Annotated in this window: 25 protein-coding genes; 15 read left to right on the plus strand and 10 right to left on the minus strand. The window is 33.9% G+C overall.

What is annotated here, in order from left to right; genetic code table 11:
• Nucleotides 1-25 precede the first annotated feature (25 nt).
• Nucleotides 26-448 carry a VanZ family protein gene (locus H6W53_RS16615; RefSeq protein ID WP_185208432.1) on the plus strand — a complete coding sequence of 141 codons (423 nt, stop codon included), beginning with the start codon at nt 26-28 and terminating at the stop codon, nt 446-448.
• 400 nt (nt 449-848) lie between these two features.
• Here H6W53_RS16615 and proC read toward each other — a convergent pair whose 3' ends face one another.
• From proC to H6W53_RS16640, 5 genes are all read right to left on the minus strand, one after another.
• The gene (gene proC / locus H6W53_RS16620; RefSeq protein ID WP_185208434.1) at nt 849-1,652 is read right to left on the minus strand and encodes a pyrroline-5-carboxylate reductase; all 804 of its coding nucleotides are present in this window, start codon (nt 1,650-1,652) and stop codon (nt 849-851) included.
• A 125-nt stretch (nt 1,653-1,777) separates the two neighbouring features.
• Nucleotides 1,778-2,791: a UDP-N-acetylmuramate dehydrogenase gene (gene murB, locus H6W53_RS16625; protein ID WP_185208437.1), complete on the minus strand. Its 1,014-nt coding sequence runs from the start codon at nt 2,789-2,791 to the stop codon at nt 1,778-1,780.
• Nucleotides 2,792-2,795: 4 nt separating this feature from the next.
• Nucleotides 2,796-3,275 carry a hypothetical protein gene (locus tag H6W53_RS16630; RefSeq protein WP_185208440.1) on the minus strand — a complete coding sequence of 160 codons (480 nt, stop codon included), beginning with the start codon at nt 3,273-3,275 and terminating at the stop codon, nt 2,796-2,798.
• A gap of 16 nt (nt 3,276-3,291) precedes the next feature.
• Complete coding sequence (locus H6W53_RS16635; RefSeq protein WP_076390929.1) at nt 3,292-4,497, minus strand: pyridoxal phosphate-dependent aminotransferase; 1,206 nt, start codon at nt 4,495-4,497, stop codon at nt 3,292-3,294.
• A gap of 452 nt (nt 4,498-4,949) precedes the next feature.
• The gene (locus H6W53_RS16640; protein WP_185208442.1) at nt 4,950-5,120 is read right to left on the minus strand and encodes a hypothetical protein; all 171 of its coding nucleotides are present in this window, start codon (nt 5,118-5,120) and stop codon (nt 4,950-4,952) included.
• 510 nt (nt 5,121-5,630) lie between these two features.
• On the opposite strand from H6W53_RS16640, the gene H6W53_RS16645 reads away from it, so the two are divergent.
• The 3 genes from H6W53_RS16645 to H6W53_RS16655 all read left to right on the plus strand — a co-directional run bounded on the left by H6W53_RS16645 (nt 5,631) and on the right by H6W53_RS16655 (nt 7,280).
• Nucleotides 5,631-6,089 (plus strand): DUF1801 domain-containing protein, encoded by a 459-nt coding sequence (locus tag H6W53_RS16645; protein ID WP_185208445.1) that lies wholly within the window; start codon nt 5,631-5,633, stop codon nt 6,087-6,089.
• Nucleotides 6,064-6,723, plus strand: coding sequence for a YiiX/YebB-like N1pC/P60 family cysteine hydrolase (locus H6W53_RS16650; RefSeq protein WP_185208447.1), 660 nt, complete (start codon nt 6,064-6,066; stop codon nt 6,721-6,723). Before H6W53_RS16645 ends, H6W53_RS16650 begins: the two co-directional genes overlap by 26 nt.
• A gap of 245 nt (nt 6,724-6,968) precedes the next feature.
• Nucleotides 6,969-7,280, plus strand: a complete 312-nt coding sequence (locus H6W53_RS16655; RefSeq protein WP_185208449.1) for an NIL domain-containing protein — start codon at nt 6,969-6,971, stop codon at nt 7,278-7,280.
• An 86-nt stretch (nt 7,281-7,366) separates the two neighbouring features.
• On the opposite strand, the gene murA is transcribed toward H6W53_RS16655, so the two are convergent.
• Together murA and H6W53_RS16665 are read right to left on the minus strand one after the other, a co-directional pair.
• On the minus strand, nt 7,367-8,674 hold the full coding sequence (murA, locus tag H6W53_RS16660; RefSeq protein WP_116097508.1) for a UDP-N-acetylglucosamine 1-carboxyvinyltransferase: 1,308 nt from the start codon (nt 8,672-8,674) through the stop codon (nt 7,367-7,369).
• Nucleotides 8,675-8,676: 2 nt separating this feature from the next.
• Entirely contained in the window at nt 8,677-9,345 is a 669-nt protein-coding gene (locus H6W53_RS16665) for a DUF4290 domain-containing protein (protein ID WP_185208451.1), read from the minus strand.
• A 191-nt stretch (nt 9,346-9,536) separates the two neighbouring features.
• On the opposite strand from H6W53_RS16665, the gene H6W53_RS16670 reads away from it, so the two are divergent.
• The gene (locus H6W53_RS16670) at nt 9,537-10,973 is read left to right on the plus strand and encodes an alpha-amylase (protein ID WP_108411211.1); all 1,437 of its coding nucleotides are present in this window, start codon (nt 9,537-9,539) and stop codon (nt 10,971-10,973) included.
• Nucleotides 10,974-11,056: 83 nt separating this feature from the next.
• Here the strand turns inward: H6W53_RS16670 and H6W53_RS16675 are convergent, their stop codons facing one another.
• Both H6W53_RS16675 and H6W53_RS16680 read right to left on the minus strand, forming a co-directional pair.
• Nucleotides 11,057-11,470, minus strand: coding sequence for a thiol-disulfide oxidoreductase DCC family protein (locus H6W53_RS16675; protein ID WP_185208453.1), 414 nt, complete (start codon nt 11,468-11,470; stop codon nt 11,057-11,059).
• 11 nt (nt 11,471-11,481) lie between these two features.
• Entirely contained in the window at nt 11,482-11,943 is a 462-nt protein-coding gene (locus tag H6W53_RS16680) for a heme-binding domain-containing protein (RefSeq protein ID WP_087712380.1), read from the minus strand.
• A gap of 333 nt (nt 11,944-12,276) precedes the next feature.
• Between H6W53_RS16680 and katG the strand changes: the two genes are divergently transcribed.
• The 3 genes from katG (at nt 12,277) to H6W53_RS16695 (ending at nt 16,582) form a co-directional block, all read left to right on the plus strand.
• A complete protein-coding gene (katG, locus tag H6W53_RS16685) occupies nt 12,277-14,556 on the plus strand; it encodes a catalase/peroxidase HPI (protein ID WP_185208456.1) in 2,280 nt (759 codons plus the stop codon).
• A gap of 134 nt (nt 14,557-14,690) precedes the next feature.
• Nucleotides 14,691-15,245 carry a hypothetical protein gene (locus H6W53_RS16690; protein WP_185208458.1) on the plus strand — a complete coding sequence of 185 codons (555 nt, stop codon included), beginning with the start codon at nt 14,691-14,693 and terminating at the stop codon, nt 15,243-15,245.
• 95 nt (nt 15,246-15,340) lie between these two features.
• On the plus strand, nt 15,341-16,582 hold the full coding sequence (locus H6W53_RS16695) for an IS5 family transposase (protein ID WP_185208460.1): 1,242 nt from the start codon (nt 15,341-15,343) through the stop codon (nt 16,580-16,582).
• 75 nt (nt 16,583-16,657) lie between these two features.
• Here H6W53_RS16695 and H6W53_RS21680 read toward each other — a convergent pair whose 3' ends face one another.
• Nucleotides 16,658-18,391 carry a helix-turn-helix domain-containing protein gene (locus tag H6W53_RS21680; RefSeq protein ID WP_185208462.1) on the minus strand — a complete coding sequence of 578 codons (1,734 nt, stop codon included), beginning with the start codon at nt 18,389-18,391 and terminating at the stop codon, nt 16,658-16,660.
• Nucleotides 18,392-18,640: 249 nt separating this feature from the next.
• On the opposite strand from H6W53_RS21680, the gene H6W53_RS16705 reads away from it, so the two are divergent.
• From H6W53_RS16705 to H6W53_RS16735, 7 genes are all read left to right on the plus strand, one after another.
• Nucleotides 18,641-18,859: a hypothetical protein gene (locus tag H6W53_RS16705; RefSeq protein ID WP_076390943.1), complete on the plus strand. Its 219-nt coding sequence runs from the start codon at nt 18,641-18,643 to the stop codon at nt 18,857-18,859.
• Between the two features lies 1 nt (nt 18,860).
• On the plus strand, nt 18,861-21,029 hold the full coding sequence (locus tag H6W53_RS16710) for an outer membrane beta-barrel family protein (protein WP_185208464.1): 2,169 nt from the start codon (nt 18,861-18,863) through the stop codon (nt 21,027-21,029).
• A gap of 99 nt (nt 21,030-21,128) precedes the next feature.
• The gene (locus H6W53_RS16715) at nt 21,129-21,284 is read left to right on the plus strand and encodes a hypothetical protein (RefSeq protein WP_165796729.1); all 156 of its coding nucleotides are present in this window, start codon (nt 21,129-21,131) and stop codon (nt 21,282-21,284) included.
• A 69-nt stretch (nt 21,285-21,353) separates the two neighbouring features.
• Nucleotides 21,354-22,661, plus strand: coding sequence for a hypothetical protein (locus H6W53_RS16720; protein ID WP_185208466.1), 1,308 nt, complete (start codon nt 21,354-21,356; stop codon nt 22,659-22,661).
• A 1-nt stretch (nt 22,662) separates the two neighbouring features.
• Nucleotides 22,663-23,952, plus strand: a complete 1,290-nt coding sequence (locus H6W53_RS16725; protein WP_185208468.1) for a hypothetical protein — start codon at nt 22,663-22,665, stop codon at nt 23,950-23,952.
• 11 nt (nt 23,953-23,963) lie between these two features.
• Nucleotides 23,964-24,329 carry a hypothetical protein gene (locus H6W53_RS16730; RefSeq protein ID WP_185208470.1) on the plus strand — a complete coding sequence of 122 codons (366 nt, stop codon included), beginning with the start codon at nt 23,964-23,966 and terminating at the stop codon, nt 24,327-24,329.
• Nucleotides 24,330-26,537: a peptidase domain-containing ABC transporter gene (locus H6W53_RS16735; protein WP_185208472.1), complete on the plus strand. Its 2,208-nt coding sequence runs from the start codon at nt 24,330-24,332 to the stop codon at nt 26,535-26,537.
• The last annotated feature ends 163 nt before the right edge of the window (nt 26,538-26,700 follow it).

Here is a 26,700-nt window from a genome sequence, read left to right on the forward strand (position 1 = left end):
TTTGAAATGAATAAATTTGCAAACGATGTTAAAGAAATCTTATAAAATTATTATTGTTCCCTACACGCTGTTCTTGCTGTACCTCATGTTTTTCGGGATGGGCAGAACGCAGATGGAAGATAATCTGTTAACCATAGAGCCGATATTTTCTACCATCAATTTCATCAAAGGATGTATTTCCTGGAAAGAAATAGTGACTATTGTTGCGGGAAATGTGGTGATGTTTATTCCCTTCGGATTTCTAGGCTGGATTTTTCCCAGACTTCAGGATTTACAGAATCTCCTTTTTACGTTTATTTCGGCAATTACCATTGTGGAAGCAATTCAGTACTTTTCCAGAATGGGGATTTTTGAAGTGGATGATATTATTCTGAATACTTTTGGTGTATTTCTAGGCTTTTTAATGAAGAATTTTATCGAAAAACGATTTCCAAACGGGATAGTTTGAAATGTTTAAGAATACATGAACAGGAATCGGTTTTTAGTTCATTATAATGATGAAAAAGACTCAGTTTGGATAAGAAATAAGTTTAAAATAATTGATTTGTAGTATTGTATTAATTTATCGCAAAGAAAAACAAAAGATTTTTTTAATTATTAAAAGTTGATAAGCTAAACAAAGGCACTTCGTTTATTTAAAAAAAGACAAAAATGGTATTACTTTGATAAGTTTTGCGCCTTTGTATATCTTAAAAGGTGAATTCCTGATAATTGAATCTCTTTGTTTAACCTTGCGATTAAGAAGACTTATCCCGAACTCAGATTAAAAAAAGAAAATCGGCTTTAGCCAAAACGTAGCATAAATTCAGGCTGAAGTCGATTTTGATTTATCCTCTGAAAAAGTCTGATTATCCGTTCAGTTCTTTCGCGCGTTTTTCTGCACTCAGAATTCCGTCCTTCAGAATTTCCTTTAAATTATTTTCATTGAATGATTTCAGGGCAGCTTCAGTGGTTCCGCCTTTTGAAGCTACGTCTTTTATGAGCTCTTCCAGACTTTTATCCGAATTGTTGATTAAATGATACGCTCCCAACATTGTTTGTTTTACAAAAAGCTGAGAAAGATTTTCCTCGATTCCCATTTCTACACCCGCTTTTATCATCGCATCGATAATGTAATAAAAATAAGCAGGTCCGCTTCCCGAAAGCGCGGTAACGCTGTCCAACAATTCTTCATTTTCCAGATAAACAGATCTTCCGGTAGAATTTAATAGTCTCTCGATATTAATTAACTGGCTGAAAGAAATTCCCTCTGCAGAAGTGTAGCCTGTAATTCCCATTCCGAGAAGAGTAGGAGAGTTGGGCATGGCTCTTACAACCAAAGGATGATTTAATAATTTCTGAATTTTCTCGATTTTAATTCCTGCCATAATCGATAAAACCATCTGGTTTTCTTTTAACTGAAATCGGAAATTTTCCGCTACGTGCTGAAAATCCTGAGGTTTTACGGCAATGATAATTAAATCTGTGTCCAGATCTTTCACTTCATCGAAAGTAGAGATCTTAGACTTTGGAAATTCTTCCGAGATTTTTGAAAATTTAGACTGGTTTCTTGTAATTAAATGAAGGTTTTCAGGCTTTATCAGTTCGTATTTCAAAAAAGATTTTGAAAAGGATAAGCCCATATTTCCGGCTCCGAGAATTGCTATTTTCATATTTGTGTGTTTTTATTATTCTGATAATTAGTTCTAAAGTTAGTAAAATTGTTTAAAATCACGAAAATCACAACAGGTTGGATTTTAAATAGTTTTTGTGATTAATTTTTTGACATGATGAGTTTTTAAATAATATTCACTTCCCTTTCCAGTTCAATCCCGAATTTTTCTTTCACGGAATTAATAATCTCCGTCGAAAAATCAAAAATTTCCTTTCCGGTTGCGTTTCCTGTTGCGTTAACGATGACCAGAGCCTGCAACTTGTGAGAGGCAACATTTCCTATTTGTTTTCCTTTCCAGCCGGATTGTTCAATCAGCCATCCTGCAGGAACTTTTACAGAATTTCCGTTCGGATATCCCGGAATGTTTTCAAACTTCTGCTGTAATGCTTCAAACTGAGCCAAAGGAATCGTAGGATTTTTAAAGAAACTTCCCGCGTTTCCTGTTTCTTTAGGATCGGGTAATTTGCTTTGCCGGATATTGATAACCGCTCTGGAAACATCCTGAATCGTAGGATTCTCAATACCTGAACTTTCAAGTTCGGATTGTATTGCGCCGTACTCTGTTTTAATTTTATGATTTCGGAAGGTAAGTCTGAACGAAACTTCTAAAATCACATATTTACCTTTTCCTTCCTGCTTAAAAATTGAGTCTCTGTACCCGAATCTGCATTTTTCAAGATCAAAAGTTTCAATTTCCAGTGTTTCAAGATTTAAAACCTTGCAGTCATAAAAAACATCTTTAATTTCAGTTCCGTAAGCTCCGATATTCTGCATCGGCGAAGTTCCTACATTCCCCGGAATTAAAGAAAGATTTTCCAGTCCGCCAAAATTCTTATCCAGACAGAACATCACGAATTCGTGCCAGTTTTCGCCTGCTTTTGCGGTAACCAAAACTTCGTTCTCATTTACAGGCAGCACAGAAATTCCTTTCAGGTTTAATTTAATCACCAGTCCGTCAAAATCTTTTGTAAATAAAACATTGCTTCCGCCTCCTAAAAATAAAGTAGTAAGCGAATGAGAATTGGAGAAACTAATGGCTTCTTTCAGTTCTTCAACGGTATGTATTTCGGTGAAATATCTTGCTTTTACATCTACCCCGAAAGTATTGTATGGCTTTAGTGAATAATTTTCGTGCATTATTTTAGTTATATTCTGTTGGAAGAAGGGCGTTAATCTGGTCTTTTAATTTCTGAAGCTGTTGATAATAAATAGTATCTGAATACGAATTTACATAAACGTGGTATTTTTTCGGCGTTCTGATCTGGAAAGTTTCATCAAAACCGTCAACCGGCTGTTTGCTGGGAGAACTTTTTATTTTGTCTAATGTTTTTATATTAAGAGGCGCCGTTACTCTTTTCCAGATTTGTGGCGTTATTGCAGATTTCCATTCTTTATGGATTTTCTTTGCTGAAACTCCCTGTTCTGCAAAAACAGAATCCTTGTTAATTTTTACGATTTTGTAATTTCCGAGATCTCCGCCGATATCTGAATAGCTTATTGAAATAATTTCGTTGGGATTTCCTGAATAATTTTCTTCCTTTTTGCGGTTACATGAAAAAAATATCAGCAATAAAATAAATAGTGAGAACAATTTCAAACTATGATATTTTATTGCTGACATATTATGTTAGTTTAAATTAAAGACTGAATTCTGATTTGTATTTTTCAAGAGCATCTTTAAGGATTGCTGCACTTCTTCTTAAATCTTCCTCTTTCAGAACGTAAGCAATTCTTACCTGCTTTTTCCCCAGTTCCGGATTGCTGTAGAATCCTCCTGCAGGAGCCACCATAATGGTTTCGTTGTTATGGGAATAGCTTTCCAGAAGCCACTGAGCAAACTTTTCAGTATCGTCTACCGGAAGTTCCGCAACGCAGTAGAATGCGCCTTTCGGTTTTGGGCAGATTACTCCCGGAATGGCGTTCAGTAAATCTACCAGAACATTTCTTCTGTGCGTATATTCTTCTCTTACCGCTCTGATGTAAGCTCCGTCATTTTGGTGAGCCGCCGTTGCCGCGATCTGTCCCAGTAAAACAGGACTTAATCTTGCCTGTGCGAAAAGCATTGCCGCATCGTGAATTTTTTTAGAACGCGTGATCATACATCCGATTCTTACACCGCACATTGAGTAACGTTTTGATTCTGAATCGATAATGATGCAGTTTTCTGCAAGTTCAGGAAAAGCCAGCATAGAAACCTGCTGTTTTCCATCGTAAACATACTCTCTGTATACTTCGTCTGAAATAACAACGATGTCATATTTTAAAGCAATCTCTGCCAATTTCTGAAGTTCTTCACGGGTGTAAAGATAACCGGTAGGATTTCCGGGGTTGCAGATAACGATAGCTCTTGTTTTTTCAGTGATTTTTTTCTCAAATTCTTCAACCGGAGGAAGCGCAAAACCAGTATCAATGGTAGAAGGAATTGCCACTACATTTACATTGAACGTACTTGTAAATCCGTTATAATTGGCATAATAAGGTTCAGGAATAATTACTTCATCACCATCATCACATAAAGTAGAGATGGCGAAATTTAAAGCTTCTGATCCTCCGTTGGTTACAATGAAATTATCCGGTGTAAGATCTGTGAAATCCAAAGAATGATAATATTCTGTAAGTGCTTTTCTGTAGTCGATATTTCCTTCAGAAAGTGCGTATTCCAATACTTTTAAATCAATATTCTTTAAAGCATTAAGTGCCGTTTCCGGAGTTTCAATATCCGGTTGCCCGATATTAAGGTGATAAACTTTTGTCCCTTTCTGCTTCGCTTTTAGGGCGAAAGGAACCAATTTTCTTACCGGCGATGGCGGCATGTGGAGTGCTCTGTTTGAAATATTCGGCATTGTTCAAAAAATTTGTATGGCAAAAATAAGATATAATTTCTCAATAATAAAATAAAGCTTGTAAAGAAAGAATTTTAACAGATTGAGTTGAATGATTTGCTTTAAGAACCCCTTTAAAGTGAATATTTCCTTAATAATAGATACAAAAAGTGTTTTATTAACCTCAGTTCGAAATAAGAAATGAATTTAAATAATTGATTTATAGTGTTATATTAATTTATCGCAAAGAAAAACCAAAAGATTTTTTTACTTGTTGAAAGTTGGTAAGCTAAACAAACGCACTTCGTTCATTTAAAAAAGACAAAAATGGTATTACTTTGATAAGTTTTACGCCTTTGTATATCTTAAAGCTAAATTCCTGATAATTGAATCGCTTTGTTTAACCCTGCGTTTAAGAAAACTTATCTCGAACTCATATTAATTAAAAAATCCTTTGTGAGCTTTATGTTCAATTAAGCATCATTAAAAAACTGAAAAATAGGTAAATTCAATCCGTTTCCGTAAATGATCATATTTTCCAGATTCTCGTGGAAAAGTAAAAAGAGTAAAATTCTAAAACCCTGCAATCGCCTTTCCAGAGCCACCGCCGAAAGGAGGAAGCCTTCGGGAACTGCCGAAACCATATCGCCAAGAGGAGCAAATTTTCGGAACTCTCCGAGGGTATTCCGCCCAAGATGATATACTATCGGGAACTCCCGAAATCATCTCGCCAAAAGGAATATGATTTCGGAAACCTCCGAAGCTAAAATGCCAGAGTGAGCATATTTTAGGAACTTCTTTAAATTAATTTCGGAATTAACCGCAAAAGATGCAAAAGATAATGATAAAGCGAATTTCCAGAATAATCAAAGCGCTCAAAAGAATAAAAATCAAAGATTTTTAAAAACTATTGTGATCTTTTTTATTTATAATCGCCAGCTTTAAATAAACAATTAGTTCATCTTTTACGACTTTTGCGGTTAAATAAAATGTGTAAACAGATTTCATAACTAAAAATCCTTCGTGAGCTTTGTGTTCAATTAAGCATCAAGGTTAAAACCTGTGAATCAAAAAAAGTTAAAACAAAATAATTCATTTAAAAGCCTGTTCCGCTAAATTTTTGTTAATTTGGATAATTATTAAAACTGAAAAATATGCAGATTCCATCCGTTTCCGTTGATGATTATATTTCCCAGATTCCCGAAGAAAGACAGGAAATATTCAGAAAAATGTATCAGACAATTAATGATAATTTACCCGAAGGTTTTACGCAGGGCTCAAGCTACGGAATGATCGGTTGGGCAGTTCCTCTGGAAACATATCCCGACGGTTATCACTGTACACCGGGATCGCCTTTGCCTTTTATTAGCATTGCTTCCCAGAAAAATTTCGTCGCGTTGTATCACATGGGAATGTATGCGAAACCAGAACTGCTGAACTGGTTTGTAGAAGAATTTCCGAAACATTCCAAAAAGAAGCTGGATATGGGCAAATCCTGTGTGCGCTTCAAAAAAATGGAAGATATTCCGATGGAATTACTGGCAGAAATGAGCAGAAAAATGACTGTTGAAGAATGGATTGATATTTATGAAACCAATTTTAAAAAGAAATAATCTTTTACTGAAAGTTTTTACGGTTTTTTTCCTTTTTGTCCTGATTACAGCCTGTAAAAACTCGCAGGGTTCGGGTTTGAAAAACGGAGATTTACTTTTTGTAACGGCAAAAGATACGGGACTTTCCGGGGCAATCAATAATGTTACCCAAAAGCAGGAAAATGCTTCTTTCGACCACATCGGTATTGTGGAAAAAGGCAAAGACGGAATTTTCGTACTTCACGCCGCTCCAAAAGGCGGTTCGCAGAAGCAGGAGATAAAAGATTTCCTGAAAGATCAGTCCAAAGAAGGACAGCGGGTTATGGTATACCGTCTGAAATCCGAATATCAAAAATCGATTCCTTCCGCGCTTGAAAAGGCAAATTCCATGTTAGGGAAACCGTATAACTTCAATTATATTCTGGACGAAAATTCGTATTACTGTTCAGATTTCATAGAAAGAGCTTTTCGTCAGGATCATATTTTTAAGCTGGAATCGATGACGTTTATTGATCCGAAAACAGGAAAAACCAATGTTTTTTGGGAAGAATTTTATCAAAAGAAAAACTTGAAAGTTCCCGAAGGTGAATTAGGCTGCAATCCGAATGGTCTGGCTGCTTCTCAAAAACTGGAAAGAGTGATGAAACTTAAATAAAAATAAATTATATTAAGATTCAATAGGAACGGGCTAAGCCCGTTTTTTTATGAAAAAAATCAAATGGTTTTAACCGAAAAATAAACATCACAGAAAAAATTGATTAAAATTAAAAAATATTATCCTACTAATTTGGTGGACTAATATTTTTTTATATTTTTGTCAGACAAATTAGCACAGAGCAACAGAATATTAAATCTGAAAAAAAAGTTTTCTCTGAAAGTTTAACCCTAAAATGTTGAGTTATGATAACACCAAATCCGGGACTACAGGTTTTACAAAATCAATTAAACCTGCCCAAAAAAGAATGGATACTGGAAATAGAGTTGAATGGTAAAATGAAATTCGAACATTTAATGAATACCATTTACCATCAGTTCGGGATCTGTCATAAAGTGTTATCGGCTAATGTAGAATATGTAGACGGAAGAAGTTTCGGCGCAGTTCAGCTTTATATTAATGTAAGCTCAGAAGATTTTAAGCAATTAGAATTTTATTTGGAAAAAAATAAGCTTTTGAGTACCACGGTAGAATATACGTGCAGAAAATATACTTAAGAAATTCATATAGTTTTAATTACAACAAACGACCGTTGCATTTTTGTGAACGGTCGTTTTTGTTTTTGTTGAAAATTAAGAACCTCTTAAATTCTTTCAATATCCGCTCCGATTGCTTTCAGTCTTCCGTCGATATTTTCATAACCTCTGTCGATCTGTTCGATATTGTGGATAATAGATTTTCCTTCCGCGGAAAGGGCAGCAATTAAAAGAGCATTTCCTGCTCTGATGTCAGGAGAAACCATCGTCGTTCCTCTCAGCGGAGTTTCCTGATTTAGCCCGATTACCGTTGCTCTGTGCGGATCGCAAAGAATGATCTGCGCTCCCATATCGATCAGTTTATCTACGAAGAATAATCTGGATTCAAACATTTTCTGGTGAACCAGAAGACTTCCTTTTGCCTGAGTTGCCACCACTAAAATAATGGATAGCAAATCCGGAGTAAATCCTGGCCAAGGTGCATCGGAAATCGTTAAAATAGATCCGTCGATAAATTTCTGAATTCTGTAATTTTCCTGCGCCGGAATAAAAATATCGTCATTGCTCTGCTCAAGCTGAATGCCTAATTTTCTGAACGTATTCGGAATAACACCAAGCTGATTCCAGTTTACGTTTTTAATGGTGATTTCAGATTTCGTCATCGCAGCAAGACCAATCCATGAACCGATTTCCACCATATCCGGAAGCATCGTATGCTCCGTTCCGTGTAGATGTGAAACCCCTTCGATGGTTAATAAATTGGATCCGATTCCTGAAATATTGGCTCCCATTCTGTTCAGCATTTTGCAAAGCTGCTGAAGATACGGTTCGCAAGCCGCGTTATAAATTCTTGTTTTTCCTTTTGCCAAAGCGGCAGCCATCACGATGTTGGCTGTTCCTGTTACAGAAGCCTCTTCAAGCAGGATAAACTTACCATTGAGTTCTTTCGCTTTTAATGAATAAAAGAATTCTTCCTCATCATAATGAAATTCAGCACCCAGTTCTACAAGTCCCTGAAAGTGAGTGTCTAATCTTCTTCTTCCGATTTTATCGCCTCCCGGAGTCGGCATATACGCTTCACCGTATCTCGCCAACATTGGTCCCATCAACATGATCGAACCTCTCAGTTTTGCGCCGTCTTTTTTAAATTCGTTTGATTTTATATAATCAAAATTTACTTTATCAGCTTTGAAAGTATAATCGCCGTGTCCGTTTTTGGTAACCTGTACACCAAAGTCGCCCAGAATCTCAATTAATCGATTAACGTCGTGGATATCGGGAATATTTTTAATTCTGACTTCCTCATCTGTCAACAAAACAGCACAAAGAATCTGAAGAGCTTCGTTCTTAGCTCCCTGTGGAGTAATTTCACCTTGCAGTCTTTTTCCTCCTCTTATTTGAAATGTTCCACTCATGTCTACTTTCTTTTATTATGATTGTTGTTGTTATTGTTGTTGTGCCTTCTTTTGTTGTTCTGGTTGTTTCGGTTGTTATTCCTGTTGTTATTGTTATTATTTCGGTTGTTATTATTGGTCGTGTAATAGATCTTGCTCTTCTCAAGAGAATCTATTCCGGTAAGATCCAGCCTGTTTTCCGAAAGTTCTTTCAGGTGACGGAAGATTGCATCGTCTGTTACGTGTTCTTTATTATAGACATTGTAAGATTTCTTCATATTGTTGGCAATCACCTCGATCAAAGCTTCTTTTTCGTCGCCCTGTTCAAGTTCGATGGCTTTTTCAATTAACTGAAGAATACTTTTCCCGTAAAATTTAAAATCACCCTGAAGTTTTGGATATTCCATTCTCTTCGGTTTTTCTTCAAGTTCTTCTTTCGTAGGAAAAGGGTAGGGAGAATCTACATCCAATTCATGATTGGCTAAAATATAGAGATGATCCCAAAGTTTATGTTTATAATTTTCTTCGTCTCGCAGCTGCGGGTTTCTCTGACCCATAAAATCAATGATCGCCATTGCCATTTCGCTTCTCTCTTCTTTTGTAGGAAGCTCTTTACAACGTTCAACCAACTGTTGTATAATTCTGCCGTATTCCGGCAAATGAAGCTGAGTTTTTTGGGTATTGTATTCCATAGTCTGCAAATATATGGAATAATGGAAAAATTGTACCGAAAATCTTAAAAGTTTATGATTTTTTAATGAATCTTCCGAATAACGATTTGAAGAGATTTGTTAGATAAAATTAAAATTATTTCACTTGGTTTAGAATTTATTTCAATAAAATTGTATTTTAGTTGATACTTTAATAATTTAAAATTTTTAACATGAAAAAAACACACATTTTACTCTCATTGCTGGCTTTAGGCATTCTGAGTTCTTGCCAGAACAATGATGAGATCGTCACTGAAAACTCTAAACAGTTAGAGATTCATGATAAAATTGTGAATGTCACCAATCATGACGGGCGACCTTTCAGTACAGGAGCGGGAGTTTCTTCCACCTCAAAATTTGTTGCCGGACCGGGTGGAAGTGTCCTTATGCAGGGATTTTACTGGGATGTTCCGGATGGCGGAAACTGGTGGAATACCGTAAAAACCAAAGTAACCGACTGGTCGAATGCAGGAATTGGAGCGATATGGCTTCCTCCGGCTTCAAAAGCCCAGAACGGAGCCTATTCTATGGGTTACGATCCGACGGATTACTACGATTTCGGAAATTTTAACCAGAACGGAAGTGTGGAAACACGTTTCGGATCAAGAGCGGAACTGGAAGCTCTGATTACAAAAGCTCATGACGAAAATATGCAGGTGTATGCCGATATTGTCATCAATCACAACAGTGGTGGTCAGTCGGAAGCGAATCCTTACACAGGAACCAGTACCTGGACCAATTTTTCGGGGGTAGCATCAGGAAAATTTCCAAGAAATTACAACGATTTTTACAAAAATTCTTACGGCAATAATGATGAAGGTGCTTTTGGCGGTTTTCCGGATCTTTGCCATGCCAATCCTTATGTGCAGAGCTGGCTTTGGGAAAGAGATGATTCTGTTGCTAAGTATTACAAAAACGTCATGAAGTTTGACGGATGGAGATTCGATTATGTAAAAGGTTTCGGACCATGGGTGGTTAATAAATGGAATGCGAACGTAGGTGGATTTTCTGTGGGAGAATTATGGGATTCTAATGTAAATACGCTGGAATGGTGGGCAAATAATGCCAACAGTTCGGTTTTCGATTTTGCAGCCTATTATAAAATGGATGAAGCATTTGATAATAATAATTTGAATGCTTTGAATGATGATATGATGTGGAAAAGAAATCCTTTTAAAGCGGTGACTTTTGTTGCCAATCACGATACAGACATTATTTACAATAAAATGTTGGCATATGCTTATATTTTAACGCACGAAGGATATCCTACGATTTTCTACAGAGATTATGAAGAATGGCTAAACAAAGAAAGACTAAACAATCTGATCTGGATTCACAATAACAAAGCTACCGGAACAACTTCTATTTTATATACGGATAACGACGAATATATTGCAAGAAGAAACGGCTACAACGGAAATCCGGGATTGGTAGTTTACATCAATAACTCTTCAACGTGGCAGGAAAGATGGATTCAGACGAACTGGGCAAGTCAGCAGATTAAAGATTTTACAGGAAGTTCAGGCTGGTATCCTACAACGCAGGGCGACAAATGGGTGAAAATTCAATGCGCTCCGAAGTCTTATTCTGTATGGTCTTTGAACCAGTAGGATTCGACAATTTAAAATGAAAAGACTGCTTTTTTGAAAAGGCAGTCTTTGTTTATTCGTGAGAAAAGTAACTTAAATACAAATCAAACTTCTATAAATTTTTTCCTTTCATCCGGAGTCGGCAGATAACATTTCTGATTTGCCAGTTTCATTCTGTTTTTTGAAATCAGATCATAAATTGTGTCACTTAAAAATCGGGGAATTATTTTTCCGATGACTGAAAGTTTATAAATTCCGCCTAAAATATTGGCAATTTGCAGAACCGCATTGGATTTTTCAAGATAATAATGATTTGGTTTCCACAAATAAAGCGTGTTGAAGACTTCCGTATTTAGTTTTCTTTCGGATAAAAATGTCTGTCCGAAATCCGATTGCAGGGAGGCAAAAAGAAATCTGTTGTTGTGATCTCTTTTAAGAATCCACTGTACCCAGAAATTGCAGACTCCGCAATCGCCGTCAAAAAATACAATATGTTTCCCCATCCATTTTTCCTCCATGATTTTTGGTTTTAAAGAGCCATTTTCCTTTCGGTTTCCGCTTTTTCTTTTTTGAAGTAATCTACTAATATTTTTCTTTGCGCATCGGTAAGTTTCGCATCCTGATGTCCGATATAATACGATTCCAGAGGCATTTCTTTCTTTTCGACCATCTCTATGCATTCATCAAGCTTATGAACCTGCTGTTTGGGAAGATAAGTCGCAAAAGTAGAGAAATTAAGCTCTTTTCTTCCTTCGTCGATATGATTTTTCAGAATCCATGAGGCAGGAGCAATATTAGAATACCACGGATATCTGGATTCGTTGGAATGGCAGTCGTAGCATGAATTATTAATCAGTTGTGCCACTTCGGGCTGTGTGTTTTTGATCTTTAAAAAATCCATTCCGGGAGTCGGAGCCGGGTTTGTTTTATCAATTGGGAAAAACTGGATGATGATAAAAGCGACAAGAATGACAACCAATATTTTTTTCATTGCTAAAATTTTATGTTTTCTGAATAGATAAAGGTACTTAAATTTCAGATAAATAAAAAGGATAAAATTCAGGAAATCTTATTACTCTCTTGAATTGTTCTAAATATGATTTTTAAAGGCTGAAGATTATTTAAATTAAAGTAAAAAATGCTTAACTTAATTGAATGATTAATTATTTCAAATTTTAAATAACTGCAAAACAGTAATTTGATGTAAATTATTGTTTTTAACTATCGTAAAAATTTTTTCAATAGATTGTATTTATATAATAACAATGGTAAGTTTGTATTGTTCATTCAGTAAAACGTAAAACAACATAAAAATTTAAACAATATGGAAAATACTTCAGGAGACATCAGCAAATGCCCTTTTCACAACGGAACGATGAAAAAAGAAAATGTTGCAGGAGGCGGTACTAAAAATATAGACTGGTGGCCGGATCAGTTAAGAGTAGATATTCTTCGTCAGCATTCTGATCTGTCTAATCCGATGGAGAAAGATTTCAATTATGCAGAAGCTTTTAAAAGTCTGGATCTGGAAGAAGTAAAAAAAGATCTTCATGCTCTAATGACGGATTCTCAGGATTGGTGGCCTGCAGATTTCGGACATTACGGACCTTTGTTTATCCGTATGGCTTGGCACAGCGCAGGAACGTATCGTGTAGGTGACGGGCGAGGCGGAGCAGGAGCCGGACAGCAGCGTTTTGCCCCTTTGAACAGTTGGCCGGACAACGTAAGTCTGGATAAAGCGAGAAGACTTCTTTGGCCCATTAAACAAAAATACGGGAAGAAAATTTCCTGGGCAGATTTAATGATCCTTACCGGAAATATTGCCTTAGAATCGATGGGATTCAAAACGTTCGGATTTGCGGGAGGTCGTGAAGATGTTTGGGAACCGGATCAGGATGTGTACTGGGGAACAGAGAAAACATGGTTGGGCGGAGATCTTCGCTATGCACATGGCTCAGACGGAGTGGTAGAAAACAGAGGAGTTCTTCCTACTGATGATAATGCAGACGGAGATATCCATACAAGAAATTTAGAAAAACCTTTGGCTGCGGTACAGATGGGACTTATTTATGTAAATCCTGAAGGTCCGGACGGAAATCCTGATCCTATTGCAGCAGCAAAAGATATTCGCGATACGTTTGGAAGAATGGCAATGAATGATGAAGAAACTGTTGCTTTAATTGCGGGAGGTCACACATTTGGTAAAACGCACGGAGCAGGACCTGCAGATCATGTAGGAGAAGAGCCGGAAGCAGCAGGAATTGAAGCGCAGGGATTCGGGTGGAACAGTACTTATAAGTCAGGAAAAGGAGCAGATGCTATTTCCAGCGGATTAGAAGTAACATGGACGGAAACTCCAACGGAATGGAGCAATTATTTCTTTAAAAATCTTTTCGAAAACGAATGGGAACTTACCAAAAGTCCTGCAGGAGCGCATCAGTGGGTTGCCAAAAATGGTGAAGAAATTATTCCGGATGCTTTTGATCCTGATAAAAAACACAGACCGACAATGCTTACAACGGATCTTTCGTTGAGGTTTGATCCTGTTTATGAGAAAATTTCAAGAAGATTTTATGAAAATCCGGATGCTTTTGCTGACGCATTTGCAAGAGCGTGGTATAAACTGACACACAGAGATATGGGACCAAAAGCCCGTTATTTAGGGCCGGATGTTCCTGCGGAAGAATTAATATGGCAGGATCCGATTCCGGAAGTGGATCACGCGTTAATCAATAATTCAGACGTTGAAGCTTTAAAATCAAAAATTTTAGATTCAGGTTTAAGTGTTTCCGAATTGGTTTCTACAGCCTGGGCATCGGCTTCTACATTCAGAGGAAGTGATAAAAGAGGAGGTGCAAACGGGGCGAGAATTCGTCTGGCTCCACAAAAAGACTGGGAAGTAAATAATCCGGCACAGCTTCAGAAAGTTTTAAGTATTCTTGAAAATATTCAGAAAGAATTTAATGAAAATCAGACAGGTGGTAAAAAAGTTTCTTTAGCAGACCTTATTGTTCTTGCAGGAAGTGCTGCTGTTGAAAAAGCGGCAAAAGACGGAGGTTATCAAGTAATCGTTCCTTTTGCGCCGGGAAGAATGGATGCTTCACAGGAACAGACGGATGTAGAATCTATGGGATATCTTGAGCCTGCAGCAGATGGATTCAGAAATTATTTAAAGAAAAAATTCTCGGTTTCCACAGAATCATTACTGATTGATAAAGCGCAATTATTAAATCTTACAGCTCCTGAACTTACCGTACTGATCGGAGGAATGAGATCTCTTAATGCGAATTTCGACGGATCTTCTCACGGTATTTTTACACAGAATCCGGGAGTACTCTCTAATGATTTCTTTGTTAATTTATTGGATATGAGTACCCAGTGGAAATCGGCTTCGGAAGATAATGAACTTTACGAAGGAACAGACCGAAAAACAGGAGATAAAAAATGGACAGCCACGAGAGCGGATCTTGTTTTTGGATCAAATTCTGAATTAAGAGCTATTGCAGAAGTATACGCAAGTTCTGATGCTAAAGAAAAATTTGTGAAAGATTTTGTTTCAGCATGGGTAAAAGTGATGAATCTTGATCGATTTGATTTAAAATAATTTAATTATTTAACATAATATTTAAAAAGACAACCATATCGGTTGTCTTTTTGTGTTTTAAATGTAATTTTATTGGTTTAAAATTAGGATTTGTGTAATAAAAATATATTTTTGTTAAAAAAACAAATTCTAATATGATAAGAAAATTATTTCCTGCCTTACTATTGGTAGGTTCTTTTAGTTACGCTCAAATCGGTATCAACAGTGAAAATCCAAATGCGACATTGGATGTTATTGGCAATCCGGGAGATCCATTCAAATTTGACGGGATTATTGCCCCGAGAATTACAGGAGATCAATTGAGAGCAAAAAATTATACTGCATCACAAAACGGAGCAATTGTTTTCGTTACACAGGAAGATACAGCTCCTGCAGGACAGACCATAGATGTTACGGCTTCCGGATATTACTATTTTGACGGAAATTCTGGGAAATGGATCAAGCTGATCTCTGCTGCAGCTTCACAAAAAATCAGGACATTATCAACCGGAACTGTTGCAGACGACGATTATACCGTTTTAATATCCGGAGATGTTACTTTACCATCTGCAACTTCGTCGAACAGAGGAAAGGTCTATCAACTCATCAACGATACTGCAGGAAATGTAACGGTAAATGGATTATTCAGGATCAACGGAGGTACTTTTTCTAACTATGGATTAAATAGTCATTCCTTAAAATCGGGATAATATTTTGATTTTCATTATAATGCATTAAAAATATGGTTAAAAGGATTGTTAAAAATTGCAATAAATCTTATTTTTAGGGTATGGAAAGTGGCAAAATGTTAGGAAAAATAAAAGAGGATTTACAGCAAGATTTATTCAAGACCAGACTTACCGAACTCATTAATATGGAGCATCCGTTGGTAAAATTAGCCCATGAGATTTCTTGGGATAAAATGGAGTCAGAGTTTGAAAATTTATTTTCAGAGGGAGGAAGACCTTCTATTGCGATTCGCAAAATAGCAGGAATGCTTTTGTTGAAGGAGATGTTTAAAGAAAGCGATGAGACGGTTGTAGAACGGTGGATTGAGAATGCTTACTGGCAATATTTCACCGGAGAAACCTTTTTTCAGACCGAACAGCCATTTGACCCCAGCAATTTTGTACATTTTAGAAAGAGAATTGGGGAGAAAGGTTTGGAATTCCTTTTGGGACAAAGTGTTTCCCTTCATCCGAAAGCCAAAAGAGAAGATGAAGTTCAGATAGACACCACCGTTGGGGAAAAGAATATTACTTTTCCTACGGATGCCAAACTGGCAAAAAAGGTGATTGATAATTGCTGTAAAATAGCCCAGGAAGAAGGTGTTGTACAAAGACAAAGCTACAAAAGAGTAAGCAAACAATTGCTTCGGACTGCCTATTTCGGTCATCATCCCAAAAGACAAAAGGATGCTAGGATGGCAAGAAAAAAGCTCAGAACGATTGGCAAAAGGGTGCTTCGGGAATTGGAAAGGAAGCTCCCGGTAAGCGTTTTAAAAGACTACGAAGAAGTTTTTAAAATTTACCTCAAAGTACTCACTCAAGAACGCAACACGAAAGATAAAATTTACAGTCTTCACGAACCACAGATTGCCTGTATTGCGAAAGGAAAATCGGGAAAGAATTACGAGTTTGGGACAAAAGTGGCGGTAGTACGGGGTCGGAAAACAGGCATCATCAGTTCCGTAAAAAGATTTTCCGGCAATCCTCACGACAGCAAAACCTTGGAAGAATCATTGGCACAAAGTGAGCGGGTAAGAAAATCAATTGGAGGAACAAGACCTACGAAAGCAGCCACAGACCGAGGATTTAGGGGAGTAAAAGAAGTAGAAGGAACAGCAATTTTGCTTCCCACAAAAAAAGAGAAAACAAAATATGGGCAACAAGTAGCCAGATTAAGATTCCGGGCAAGAGCAGCAATAGAACCTTGTATCTCACATTTAAAAAGAAACCACTCCTTAGGATTAAACTTCCTTAAAGGAGTGGCTGGAGATATTAATAATGCCTTATTAGCCGGGATTGGATATAATGAAGTCATTTAAACTTTTTTCCAAAGAAAAAAGTTTAAATGACTTCATTATATAAGCTTTAGTGGCTACAACTTAATCTTAAAATATTTACGATACTCTTTTTAGTCTTATCTCCTCTTTTCGTTTTTTGAGAAAATCAGCAGGTCGAATGCCATTTTGTTCATAAAATAAATTTGAAAAACTTTGCCGATTGCTAAAACCACAGGCAAGTGCTATATCTTCTACAGAGTATTTTTGCCAAAGTTTATTATTGTATATTTTTTCTGTTGCGTAATCTATTCTTAATTTATTGATATAAGTATTGAAATTACAGCCCTGATATTCATTCATAAATTGTGAAATATAAGTTGCATTGGTTCCAAACTCTATTGCAAGTTTTCCAGCAGTAATTCCTTTTTCAAGAAAGCCATTATTTTTTTCAAAATCAGAGAATTTACTTTTAAGAAGCTGAATTGTTTTTATTTCTATCTTTGAGTTCTTTTCGGTAAGTTTATTAAGATCTGCATTTTCTTTTATTTTTGTATTCTTTGAACTGATTTTTTCTAACAGCTCCTCATATTTAATCTGAATTTCTTTTTTCTTTCTCAGCCAATATGCTAAAAATAATATAAGAACTAAAATTACGACGAAGCTTAATATGAGTAAAAACTTTCCGAAAGAATTGGTTTTTTCAAGATTTGATTGAGCTTCAAGTAAAGATTTTGTATCGTAGTCTCGGTGTATACGATTGGAAAGATATTTAAAATCAGTGGAGATGATGCTGTCTGCTTTTAGCAGTTGCTTGGTATAATATAATTCTTCTTTTGGTTGGTTTTTATTTCTGTGAAATGTAATAAGTTTTTCGTAGTTGTTTCTTAATTCAGGAAGAATAAATTGGTATTTATTGAAGATAGAATCTACTTTCTTATAATCAGAAAGAGCTTTTTCAGTATTTTTTAGTTCATCATAAGCAGATCCCCGATAGTAGTAAATGACAGATGCAAAGGTGTAATCATTAATTTTTATGAATTCAGGCAATGCATTGTTAAATATTTGAATAGAATTTTGATAAGATTTTTTATTAAATTCTGTAATAGCTTCACTTTTATAGAAATAACTTTTTTCGAGATTGAAAAAAGGATCTTTTGGAAGAGCATCTAATCCTTCTTTTATAAGTTTTTCAGATTCAGTATAATTTCCCAGTTGCTGATAACAGACAATCATTTGGTGTAAGCAATTGAGATAGCCTTTTTGATGATTCTTGATAAGATTAGGGTGTATACTTGTTTTTATTTTTGATTTAAAATATACATTACATGACTTAAATAATTGTAATGCTTCTTCATAATACCCCAGATAGCTTTTTACAACACCAATATGGTATAGATTTTGGTATTTTAGAAATTCATCATCTGTATTTTTTGTATACTCATATGCCTTCAAATATTCATTCAGAGCTGGTTGAAATTTTCTGTAGGTAAAATAATATACCGCTCCTTTACTTATATATGAACTGCCAATAAGATCAGAATTTCCAGATAATTTTGCAGCAGAAATAGCACTGTCTGCATATTCTATTTTTTTGTTTGGTGAATATCTTATAGCATCATCATAAGCCTGAAACAATTCTGCATAATTTTTTTCTTTTTTTGCTCTAGATATATAAATGTTGAGATAATGAAAAGCTTTTTGATCATTCTCTTCATATATCCAATATTTATTTCTTAACGCAGAATAATAATCCTGTGCTGACAGTTGACAGATTGTAAAAAAAACAAAAAAGCTGAAAATAGTTTTATTCATTCCTTTTTTAATTTGTTTTTCATGGAATTCTTTTTTCACTTCAAATGTAATTATTTTAATATAATAAAAGTTTATATGATATAAAAATGTTTTTTACTGATGAGAATAAATCACTGATGATTAGAGTAATAAACAGGGGAAATGTAAAAATTATAAAAAATATTACGTAATAATTTTTATAATCTTACCCACAACTGTTTGTGAAACAGGATGTACTCTTTTAATATTGCTAAAAATAATCGATGACTTTTGGTCGGAAATTATCAACCAAAAAAATATTGAAAAAGTATGAAATTCAAAATCACTATAATCTTACTTGGGCTTTTTTGTGTGTTGTTAAATTCTTGCAGGGAAACTGAAGATCTAAATTATCCAAATACTGTTTCAGATAATATTACTCTACAAAAGGATAGTAAAAAAGAAAAAGACTCTAGTGAAAACCAAAAGGATCCTCCAATAAAAGGAACTCACTGGAAAACTCAAAGTGTAGGTTCCGCTGAAAAATAGAATGAAAAAACATACATTACTTTTTTTATTAATATCTGTCTTTTCTTTTGCTCAGGACTCGATCAATAAGATTGTAGAAAAGCAAATAGAGCAAATAGAAATTGTTACAAAGAAAAAATTGATTGAAAGAAAAATCGACAGATTGGTATTTAATGTTGAAAATTCAATTTCTGCAACGGGGGGAGATGCGCTTGATGCCTTAAAAGTAACACCTGGAATACGCGTGCTCAATGACAAAATTTCGATGATAGGTAAAAGCGGAATGATTGTGATGGTGGATGATAAAGTAATAAAACTCTCAGGAGATGATCTTATCGGTTTTTTAAAAACAATACCATCAGACAATATTAAAAGTATTGAAGTAATTACAGTGCCGCCGTCCAAATATGAAGCACAAGGAAATAGCGGGATCATTAATATAAAGCTTAATAAAGTAAAACAAAATAGTTGGAACAGTTCAGTGAGAAGTACTTATACACAAACCACTTATCCTGCGGGAACTATAGGAGGGAGTTTTAATTATAACAAAGATAAAATTTCTATTGAATCTGATTTGGGGTATACAAACGGATCGATTGCTCCCAGCTATAATACAACTTTCTTTTATCCTAATCAGATATGGAGAGAAGTAAATACAAACAGAAACTATTACGATTTGGTTCGTGGAAAATTGGGTGTAAATTACAGATTTTCTGACAAGTTTAATATTGGTGCACAGTATATGTCCAGTAATAACAAGAAAAGAAATTTAGAAAATGATTATTCAACCATAACAGATAATATTAGTAATTCTATTGACTCCTTAATCGTTAATAAAGCTGAAAACAGAATAAGAAATAGATTTAATACTGTAGATTTTTATTCCGTTTATAAATTAGATACGCTGGGTAGAAAAATTTCAGCAAATTTTAACTATTTGAAATTTAAAGATACACAAGACAGGATTTTTAGCTCAAATAATTTGTTGGCAAACAATATGGTAATTCCCAATTCATATTATTCTGCCAATAATATTTCAAAACAGAATATTGAAAATTATTCGGCAAATGTTGATGTGGATTTTCCGACTAAGTTCGCAGATTTTATTTTTGGTGGGAAAGTTTCTTTTACAAAGAATAAAACAGATCTGGCTTTGTACAATCTTAGTTCAGGAAGTTCAATATATGATGCTGCACAGAGTAATCGGTTTGTTTATAAAGAAAATACAGAAGCTCTGTATTTTTATGCCAGCAAAAAATTATCCGAGAAATGGGAAACCCAGCTGGGTCTAAGATTTGAAACTACACAAACTGAGGGGAATTCAATTTCTTTGGATAAAATAAATAAGAATAATTATTCTAAATTATTTCCAACATTTTATCTGACATATACTCCTGATGAAAATAATATTTTCTCATTTAACTATAGCAGAAGATTAGATAGACCCAATTTTGAGGATTTAAATCCATTTAGATTATATAATAACAAATATCAGTATTCTGAAGGTAATCCCTTTCTTCAGCCAAGTTACAGTCATAACATGGAGTTGAGTTATACTCTTAAAAATAATTGGACAAGTAAGCTTTACTACTCTAAAATAATAGATGGTTCAGGCGGTATTATTTTGATAGATCCAGTGAATAATAATTTACAGGCAAATATAATTTTAAATTATTTGAATTCACAAATCATAGGTCTTTCAGAATCGTATACATTAAACTTAAAAAAATGGTTTCAAAGTTATAACAGTTTTGATGTGTATTATTCTAACTCAAAATCAACAGTGCCATATATAAACTCTAATGTGGACGGATTTAATTATAACCTGACTACCAATAATACTTTTAGTCTTAATAAGGAAAAGACCGTTTTATTTGGACTGAATTATTCTTACAATTTTAAGGGAGTTTCGGGAGTAGACAGAATTTCCGCATACAGCCAGCTTGATGTATCATTAAAATTTTTGTTTTTAAATAAAAATCTGAGTCTTGCAATTATTGGAAATGACATTTTAAAAAGCAGTATCATAACCCAGACTTCAATAACCAATAATTATCAGATTATATACAAAAACTATGAGGATATAAGGTTTTTAAGGCTGTCATTAGTTTACAAATTTGGTAATAAAGATATTAAAAGTACTCAGATAGAAGGAAGTAACGAAGAAGAAAAAAACAGACTTAAAAAATAAACGCATAAACAAAGACCAACGAGGGTATAAAACAGAACGTTAAAGTTCTGGTGTCTTTAAAAGTTTGCCGATTGTTTAACCCATTAAAAAATTAATAACATGGAAAAGAAAAAATTCAATGCCAAAGATTTTTTGAATGTTAGCACTTTATCACCGCTTGAATCTGCAGAGATCAAAGGAGGTATGGCTGACACTATTAAAACTGTAAGAACAGTTAAAACTGTTGTAGATGTAGTAACAACAGTAACAAACTAAAAACTAAAGTTTTTACAGCTAAAGGCGGTGGAAAATCCACCGCCTTATAAAATTTAAAAACATATAACTATGAATACAGAGATATTAGCAGAAATAAAACCATTTTCTTCGGAATGGTGGGATTTTTTCCTAAAAGAAAATGGAAACTTTACAGAGACCAAAGTATTTAAAGATGTAATAAATGATGCGGATGTTGTTCTTTTAAATGAAGAAATAGTTAAAATTCTACAAGAATTATATTTATTAAAAACAAATAAGTATGGTTTTAGAATATACTTAGATGGGAAGGAACAGGATAATACTTTTATGACCAATTTATTCGAAAACCACGCGCCTTTTGATAATGAAAATATTACAGAATATTTTAATAGAGTGTTTTCAGATAAGAAATTTGGAATGATCATTAATCATACTGAAAAATTTTCTGAAGAATTAGCTCGTAATGTATTATTAAAAATACAGCCATTGCTCGATAAAGTAGGTATTCCTCTAACAGGATTAAGTGCTCACATACTAATTGGAAACTACGGATGGACTCCTTTAGGAATTCATCAGGATACCAGAGGTGAGAATGTTATTCATTTTCATTTAGGTCCCGGTCCTAAAATTATGTACAATTGGAACGAGGAAGATTATAAGGAACTTACAGGTAAAAAAGATAACAATAAAGATGTCGAACCACTATTACCATACGCAGAAAGTTATCCCTTTGAAACAGGAGATCTCTATTATATGCCTTGGAATAAATATCATATAGGGTTCTCTGACCAATTTTCCGTAGGACTTACAATTTGGTTTAACAATCCTACAAAAAGGAATTTTACTACGGCAATTCTAGATGCCTTTCATCTGCAGCATCTTAATGAGGATGACGAAATTTTAAGCCCAAACAAGGATAAAGATATAGATTTAACGTTTGAAAATATTAAATCCGTACTAAATCTCAATGAAAATCTAAGACAACTGACTTTCATTGATTTATTAAAATATCTCCACAAAGAGTATAAATTAGCGATTTTAAGCAACGGAGGATGGGCGAGTATTCCTGTGACCTTAACTGATAAAATCAAGTATGAAATTGATAATTATGAAATATTGGATAATAAGAAAATTATCACTCCATATCCCTTTAAAACATTTTATGAAAAGATAGATGATGAATTGGTGATTTTTGCAAGAGGATATAAGGTTAAAATTAGATATCATGATGAGCTAATAAATATAATTGATAAATTAAACCAGAATAAAGAAGAACTGGTAACGGATTTACTCAGTAATTTGATAGTTGATTGGCCTGTAGAAGCAGGTTTATACTTTTTATCGCTCCTTTATGACAAGAGAGCTATTAATATTGTTGAAACTAATCAGTTGAAATAAGATGGAACAAACAATTATCGAAAAAGTAGAATCTTTTTCTGCTGAGTGGTGGGATCATTTTTTAGAAGATAGTGGTAATTTTACTAAAACAAAAGTATACAAGAATGTAATTTCTAATGATGATATTGATATATTAAAGAACGAAGCAGTAAAGATTTTACAGGAGATTTATACTCATAGAACTAATCAGTATGGGTTTAGGGTATACATAAAAGGTGAAGAACAGGATGTAAACTATATATCCAAACTTTTTGATGCTCCACCAACTGAAAAAGAAACTTTGGAAAGTTATGCCGAAAGAGTTTTTGAAAAACAAAAATTCGGTATGATTGTTAATAGAACTGAAAAATTTTCAGAGAAAGTTTCACAGAATATTTTATTAAAATTACAACCTTTACTGAATAAAGTAGGAATACCTTTAACAGGACTGGAAATGACTCTGTTTGTAGGGAATTATGGATGGACACCTTTGGGTATTCATATTGATATTAAGGGGGAGAATATAATGCATTTTCATCTTGGACCCGGTCCAAAAATAATGTATAATTGGGAGGAAGATACATATAAGAATTTAACTGGCAAAAAAGAAAATAATACAGATATAGAACCACTTCTGCCTTATTCGGATGCATATCCTTTCGAAACGGGAGATTTTTATTTTATGCCATGGAATAAGTATCATATAGGATTTTCTGATGAATTGTCTATCGGATTTATAGTTGGATTTAACAATCCTACAAGAAAAGGTTTTACATCTGCAATTTTAAATTCTATTTCTCAGCAATATTTAAATGATAACAAACAAATATTAAGTCCGGATAAAAATGTAGAAGTTGAAGATTCATTTAATGCCATTGAATCAGTAATTAATTTAGATGAAAATCTTAGACACCTGTCTTTCATGGATTTGATGAAGTACTTACACAAAGAATTCAAATTAGCAATTTTAAGTAATGGCGGATGGGCAAATATCCCAATAACCTTAAATGATAAAATAAAATATGATGTAGATAATTATGAAGTACTAGAGAATAAAAGAATAATTACTCCTTATCCATTTAAAACATGTTATGAAAAAATTGGAGATGAGCTGGTCATGTTTGTGCGAGGTTATAAAGTAAAAATTAAATATCATGATGAATTACCTGGTATCATTGATAAATTAAATAGAAATAAAGAGGAGGAAGTAACGGATTTATTAAGTACTTTAACGCAAGATTGGCCTGTAGAAGCCGGCTTATACTTTTTATCATTACTTTATGATAAAAGAGCAATTAATATCATCGAATAACAAAATAAAAAATGAAAAAAATAATACTTTTAATACTTATGACTGCATTATCAAATTTAGGAACAGCCCAGACAAAAACTACCAGTAGTACAAAGTCTTCCGAAAGCTATAGTTATTCGACTTCTTTTGATGCAAAGCAAAAAGAGTCGATACTGAACTATTTAAAAAAAGAGCTAGGCAAAGAGTATAAAACAACGAACCAGAAGTTAGTATGGTCGAAGATTAGTGATCTTGAAACTAAAAATGACAAAACGTTTGTTAAACTAGAAGGTAATGAAATTGAATTAAATTATCAAAATAAAAACGATTTATTGAATCCCCTTATATTGAAAAAACTGAAAAAAATATCTGATTTTATTGAATCAACCAACAAATAAATGAAATTTATTCCTCAGTATAATATCATGGACTGTGGTCCGGCTTGTCTGGCTATGATTGCCAATGAGTATGGAAAAAAATATACTCTGAAATATTTAAGAGAAAAATCATTTCTTACAAGAGATGGAGTATCTTTATTAGGAATCAGCGAAGCGGCGCAAAGCATAGGATTTGAAACAGTAACAACAAGAATAAATTTAGACCAGCTTTTAGATTTACCTACACCCTGTATATTACATTGGGATCAAAACCATTTTATAGTTTTAGAAAAAATAAAAGGATCCAAAAAAGGCAATAAGTCTTTTTTTAAAAGAGGCTTATTGTTTAAAATTGTTGATCCTTCCTATGGCATATTATACCTCAAGGAAACTGAATTTTTAAAGCATTGGATTAGCAGTGACAACAAAGGTGTTGCACTATTTCTTAATCCTACAGATGCTTTCTATGAATATTCTCCTCCTGCGGAAAATAAAATAAATATCAAATATTTAGCAGGAATTTTATTTCAGCATAAAAAACAGTTTTTGTGGATGTTATTATCCTTGCTTTTAGGCAATTTAGTAAACATCGCTTTCCCGTTTTTAACGCAAAATCTTATAGACAAAGGGATTACTGACAAAAATCTGTCAATTGTTCAATTGATACTTTTTGCGCAGATCAGCTTGTTTCTGGGAGCTATGATTGTTGAAATCATTAGAAACTGGCTGGTTTTAAAAGTAGGAACAAAAATCAGCATAACAATTATTTCAGACTTTCTAAGAAAATTATTACAGTTAAAAATAAAATTCTTTGATACTAAAATGATGGGCGATTTCACTCAAAGAATTCAGGATAATGAAAGAATAGAAAATTTTTTAACTTCACAGAGTTTAATCACTATTTTTTCCATTATTTCATTTTGTGTATTTTTTGTGATTTTGGGATATTACAACTACACAATACTGTTCATTTATTTGCTTCTTACAGTTTTAGCTGTTTGTTGGTCTGCATATTTTCTGAAGAAAAGAAGCATACTCGATTTTTATAAATTTAAATTAAAAAGTGAAAATCAAAATGCCATCTATGAGATTATAAATGGTGTAACAGAGATGAAGCTAAATCAGTTTCAGGATTTTAAGAATAAAGAATGGCAGAAAATTCAGGATAAATTATTACAAATAAATGCAAGAGTTCTGAGGTTAACTCAATTTCAGATCGGCGGTTTTGAAATAATCAACCAGATTAAAAACATTATTGTAACCTATATATCAGCTGTTTGTGTGATAAAAGGAGAAATGTCATTAGGTGAGCTTATGGCAATTTCTTTTATATTGGGACAAATGATCTCTCCTCTTAACAGTATTACAACATTTTTTTATTCTCTACAGGATGCCAAGCTTAGTTTGGAAAGACTCTCCGAAGTTCAGTATCATGAAGATGAAGAAAATGAAAATTTAATCCCTCTTCCAAAAACATCTTTATTAAATAATCAAGGGATCAATATTAATGATGTTTCATTTCAATATGAAGGTCCTAAATCTCCATTTGTTCTTAAAGATATTAGTTTTAAAATTCCGGAAGGAAAAATAACGGCAATTGTCGGCGCAAGCGGTAGTGGAAAAACCACTTTAATGAAACTGCTTCTGAGATTTTACGAACCAACAAGAGGGGAACTTTTCTATAATTCTGAAAATATATCAAAAATTTCCCCAAAAAGTTTACGGGAAAATTGTGGTGTCGTAATGCAGGACGGCTTTATATTTTCAGATACTATTGAAAGAAATATTGCCACTGGTGATGAAGAGGTAAACAGAGAAAAACTTCAAAATGCAGTAAAAATTGCAAATATCGAAGAGTTTATAGAAGAACTTCCCTTAGGATATAATACCAAAATCGGAGCATCAGGAAATGGTATTTCTGGTGGACAAAAACAAAGAATACTTATTGCAAGAGCAGTTTATAAAAACCCTCATTACATTTTTTTTGATGAAGCTACTTCTGCACTTGATGCCGAAAATGAAAAAATCATCCATGACAATTTACAACAGTTTTTCAAAGGAAAAACAGTTTTAATAATCGCACACCGTTTAAGTACAGTGAAAAATGCCGATCAGATTATTGTTTTAAAAAATGGAAGAATTGTAGAGCATGGAAATCATCAGACATTGGTTGATAATAAAGCAGATTACTATAATCTGGTAAAAAACCAGCTGGAGTTGGGCAGCTAATTTATATAAATTAAAATTCTTTAAAGATCAATACCTTTTTGATGAAAAGCAGTCATAATTAATATCAATAGCACAAAACATTTTTATATACAAAAAAAGGTAATGTGGTCAAAAATAGTTGGTGTTTTTCACAAAAATAATTCGTAATATTTAGCTGTTGATT

This window comes from Chryseobacterium sp. C3 (assembly GCF_014218905.1).
GTDB classification, from domain to species: domain Bacteria; phylum Bacteroidota; class Bacteroidia; order Flavobacteriales; family Weeksellaceae; genus Chryseobacterium; species Chryseobacterium mucoviscidosis.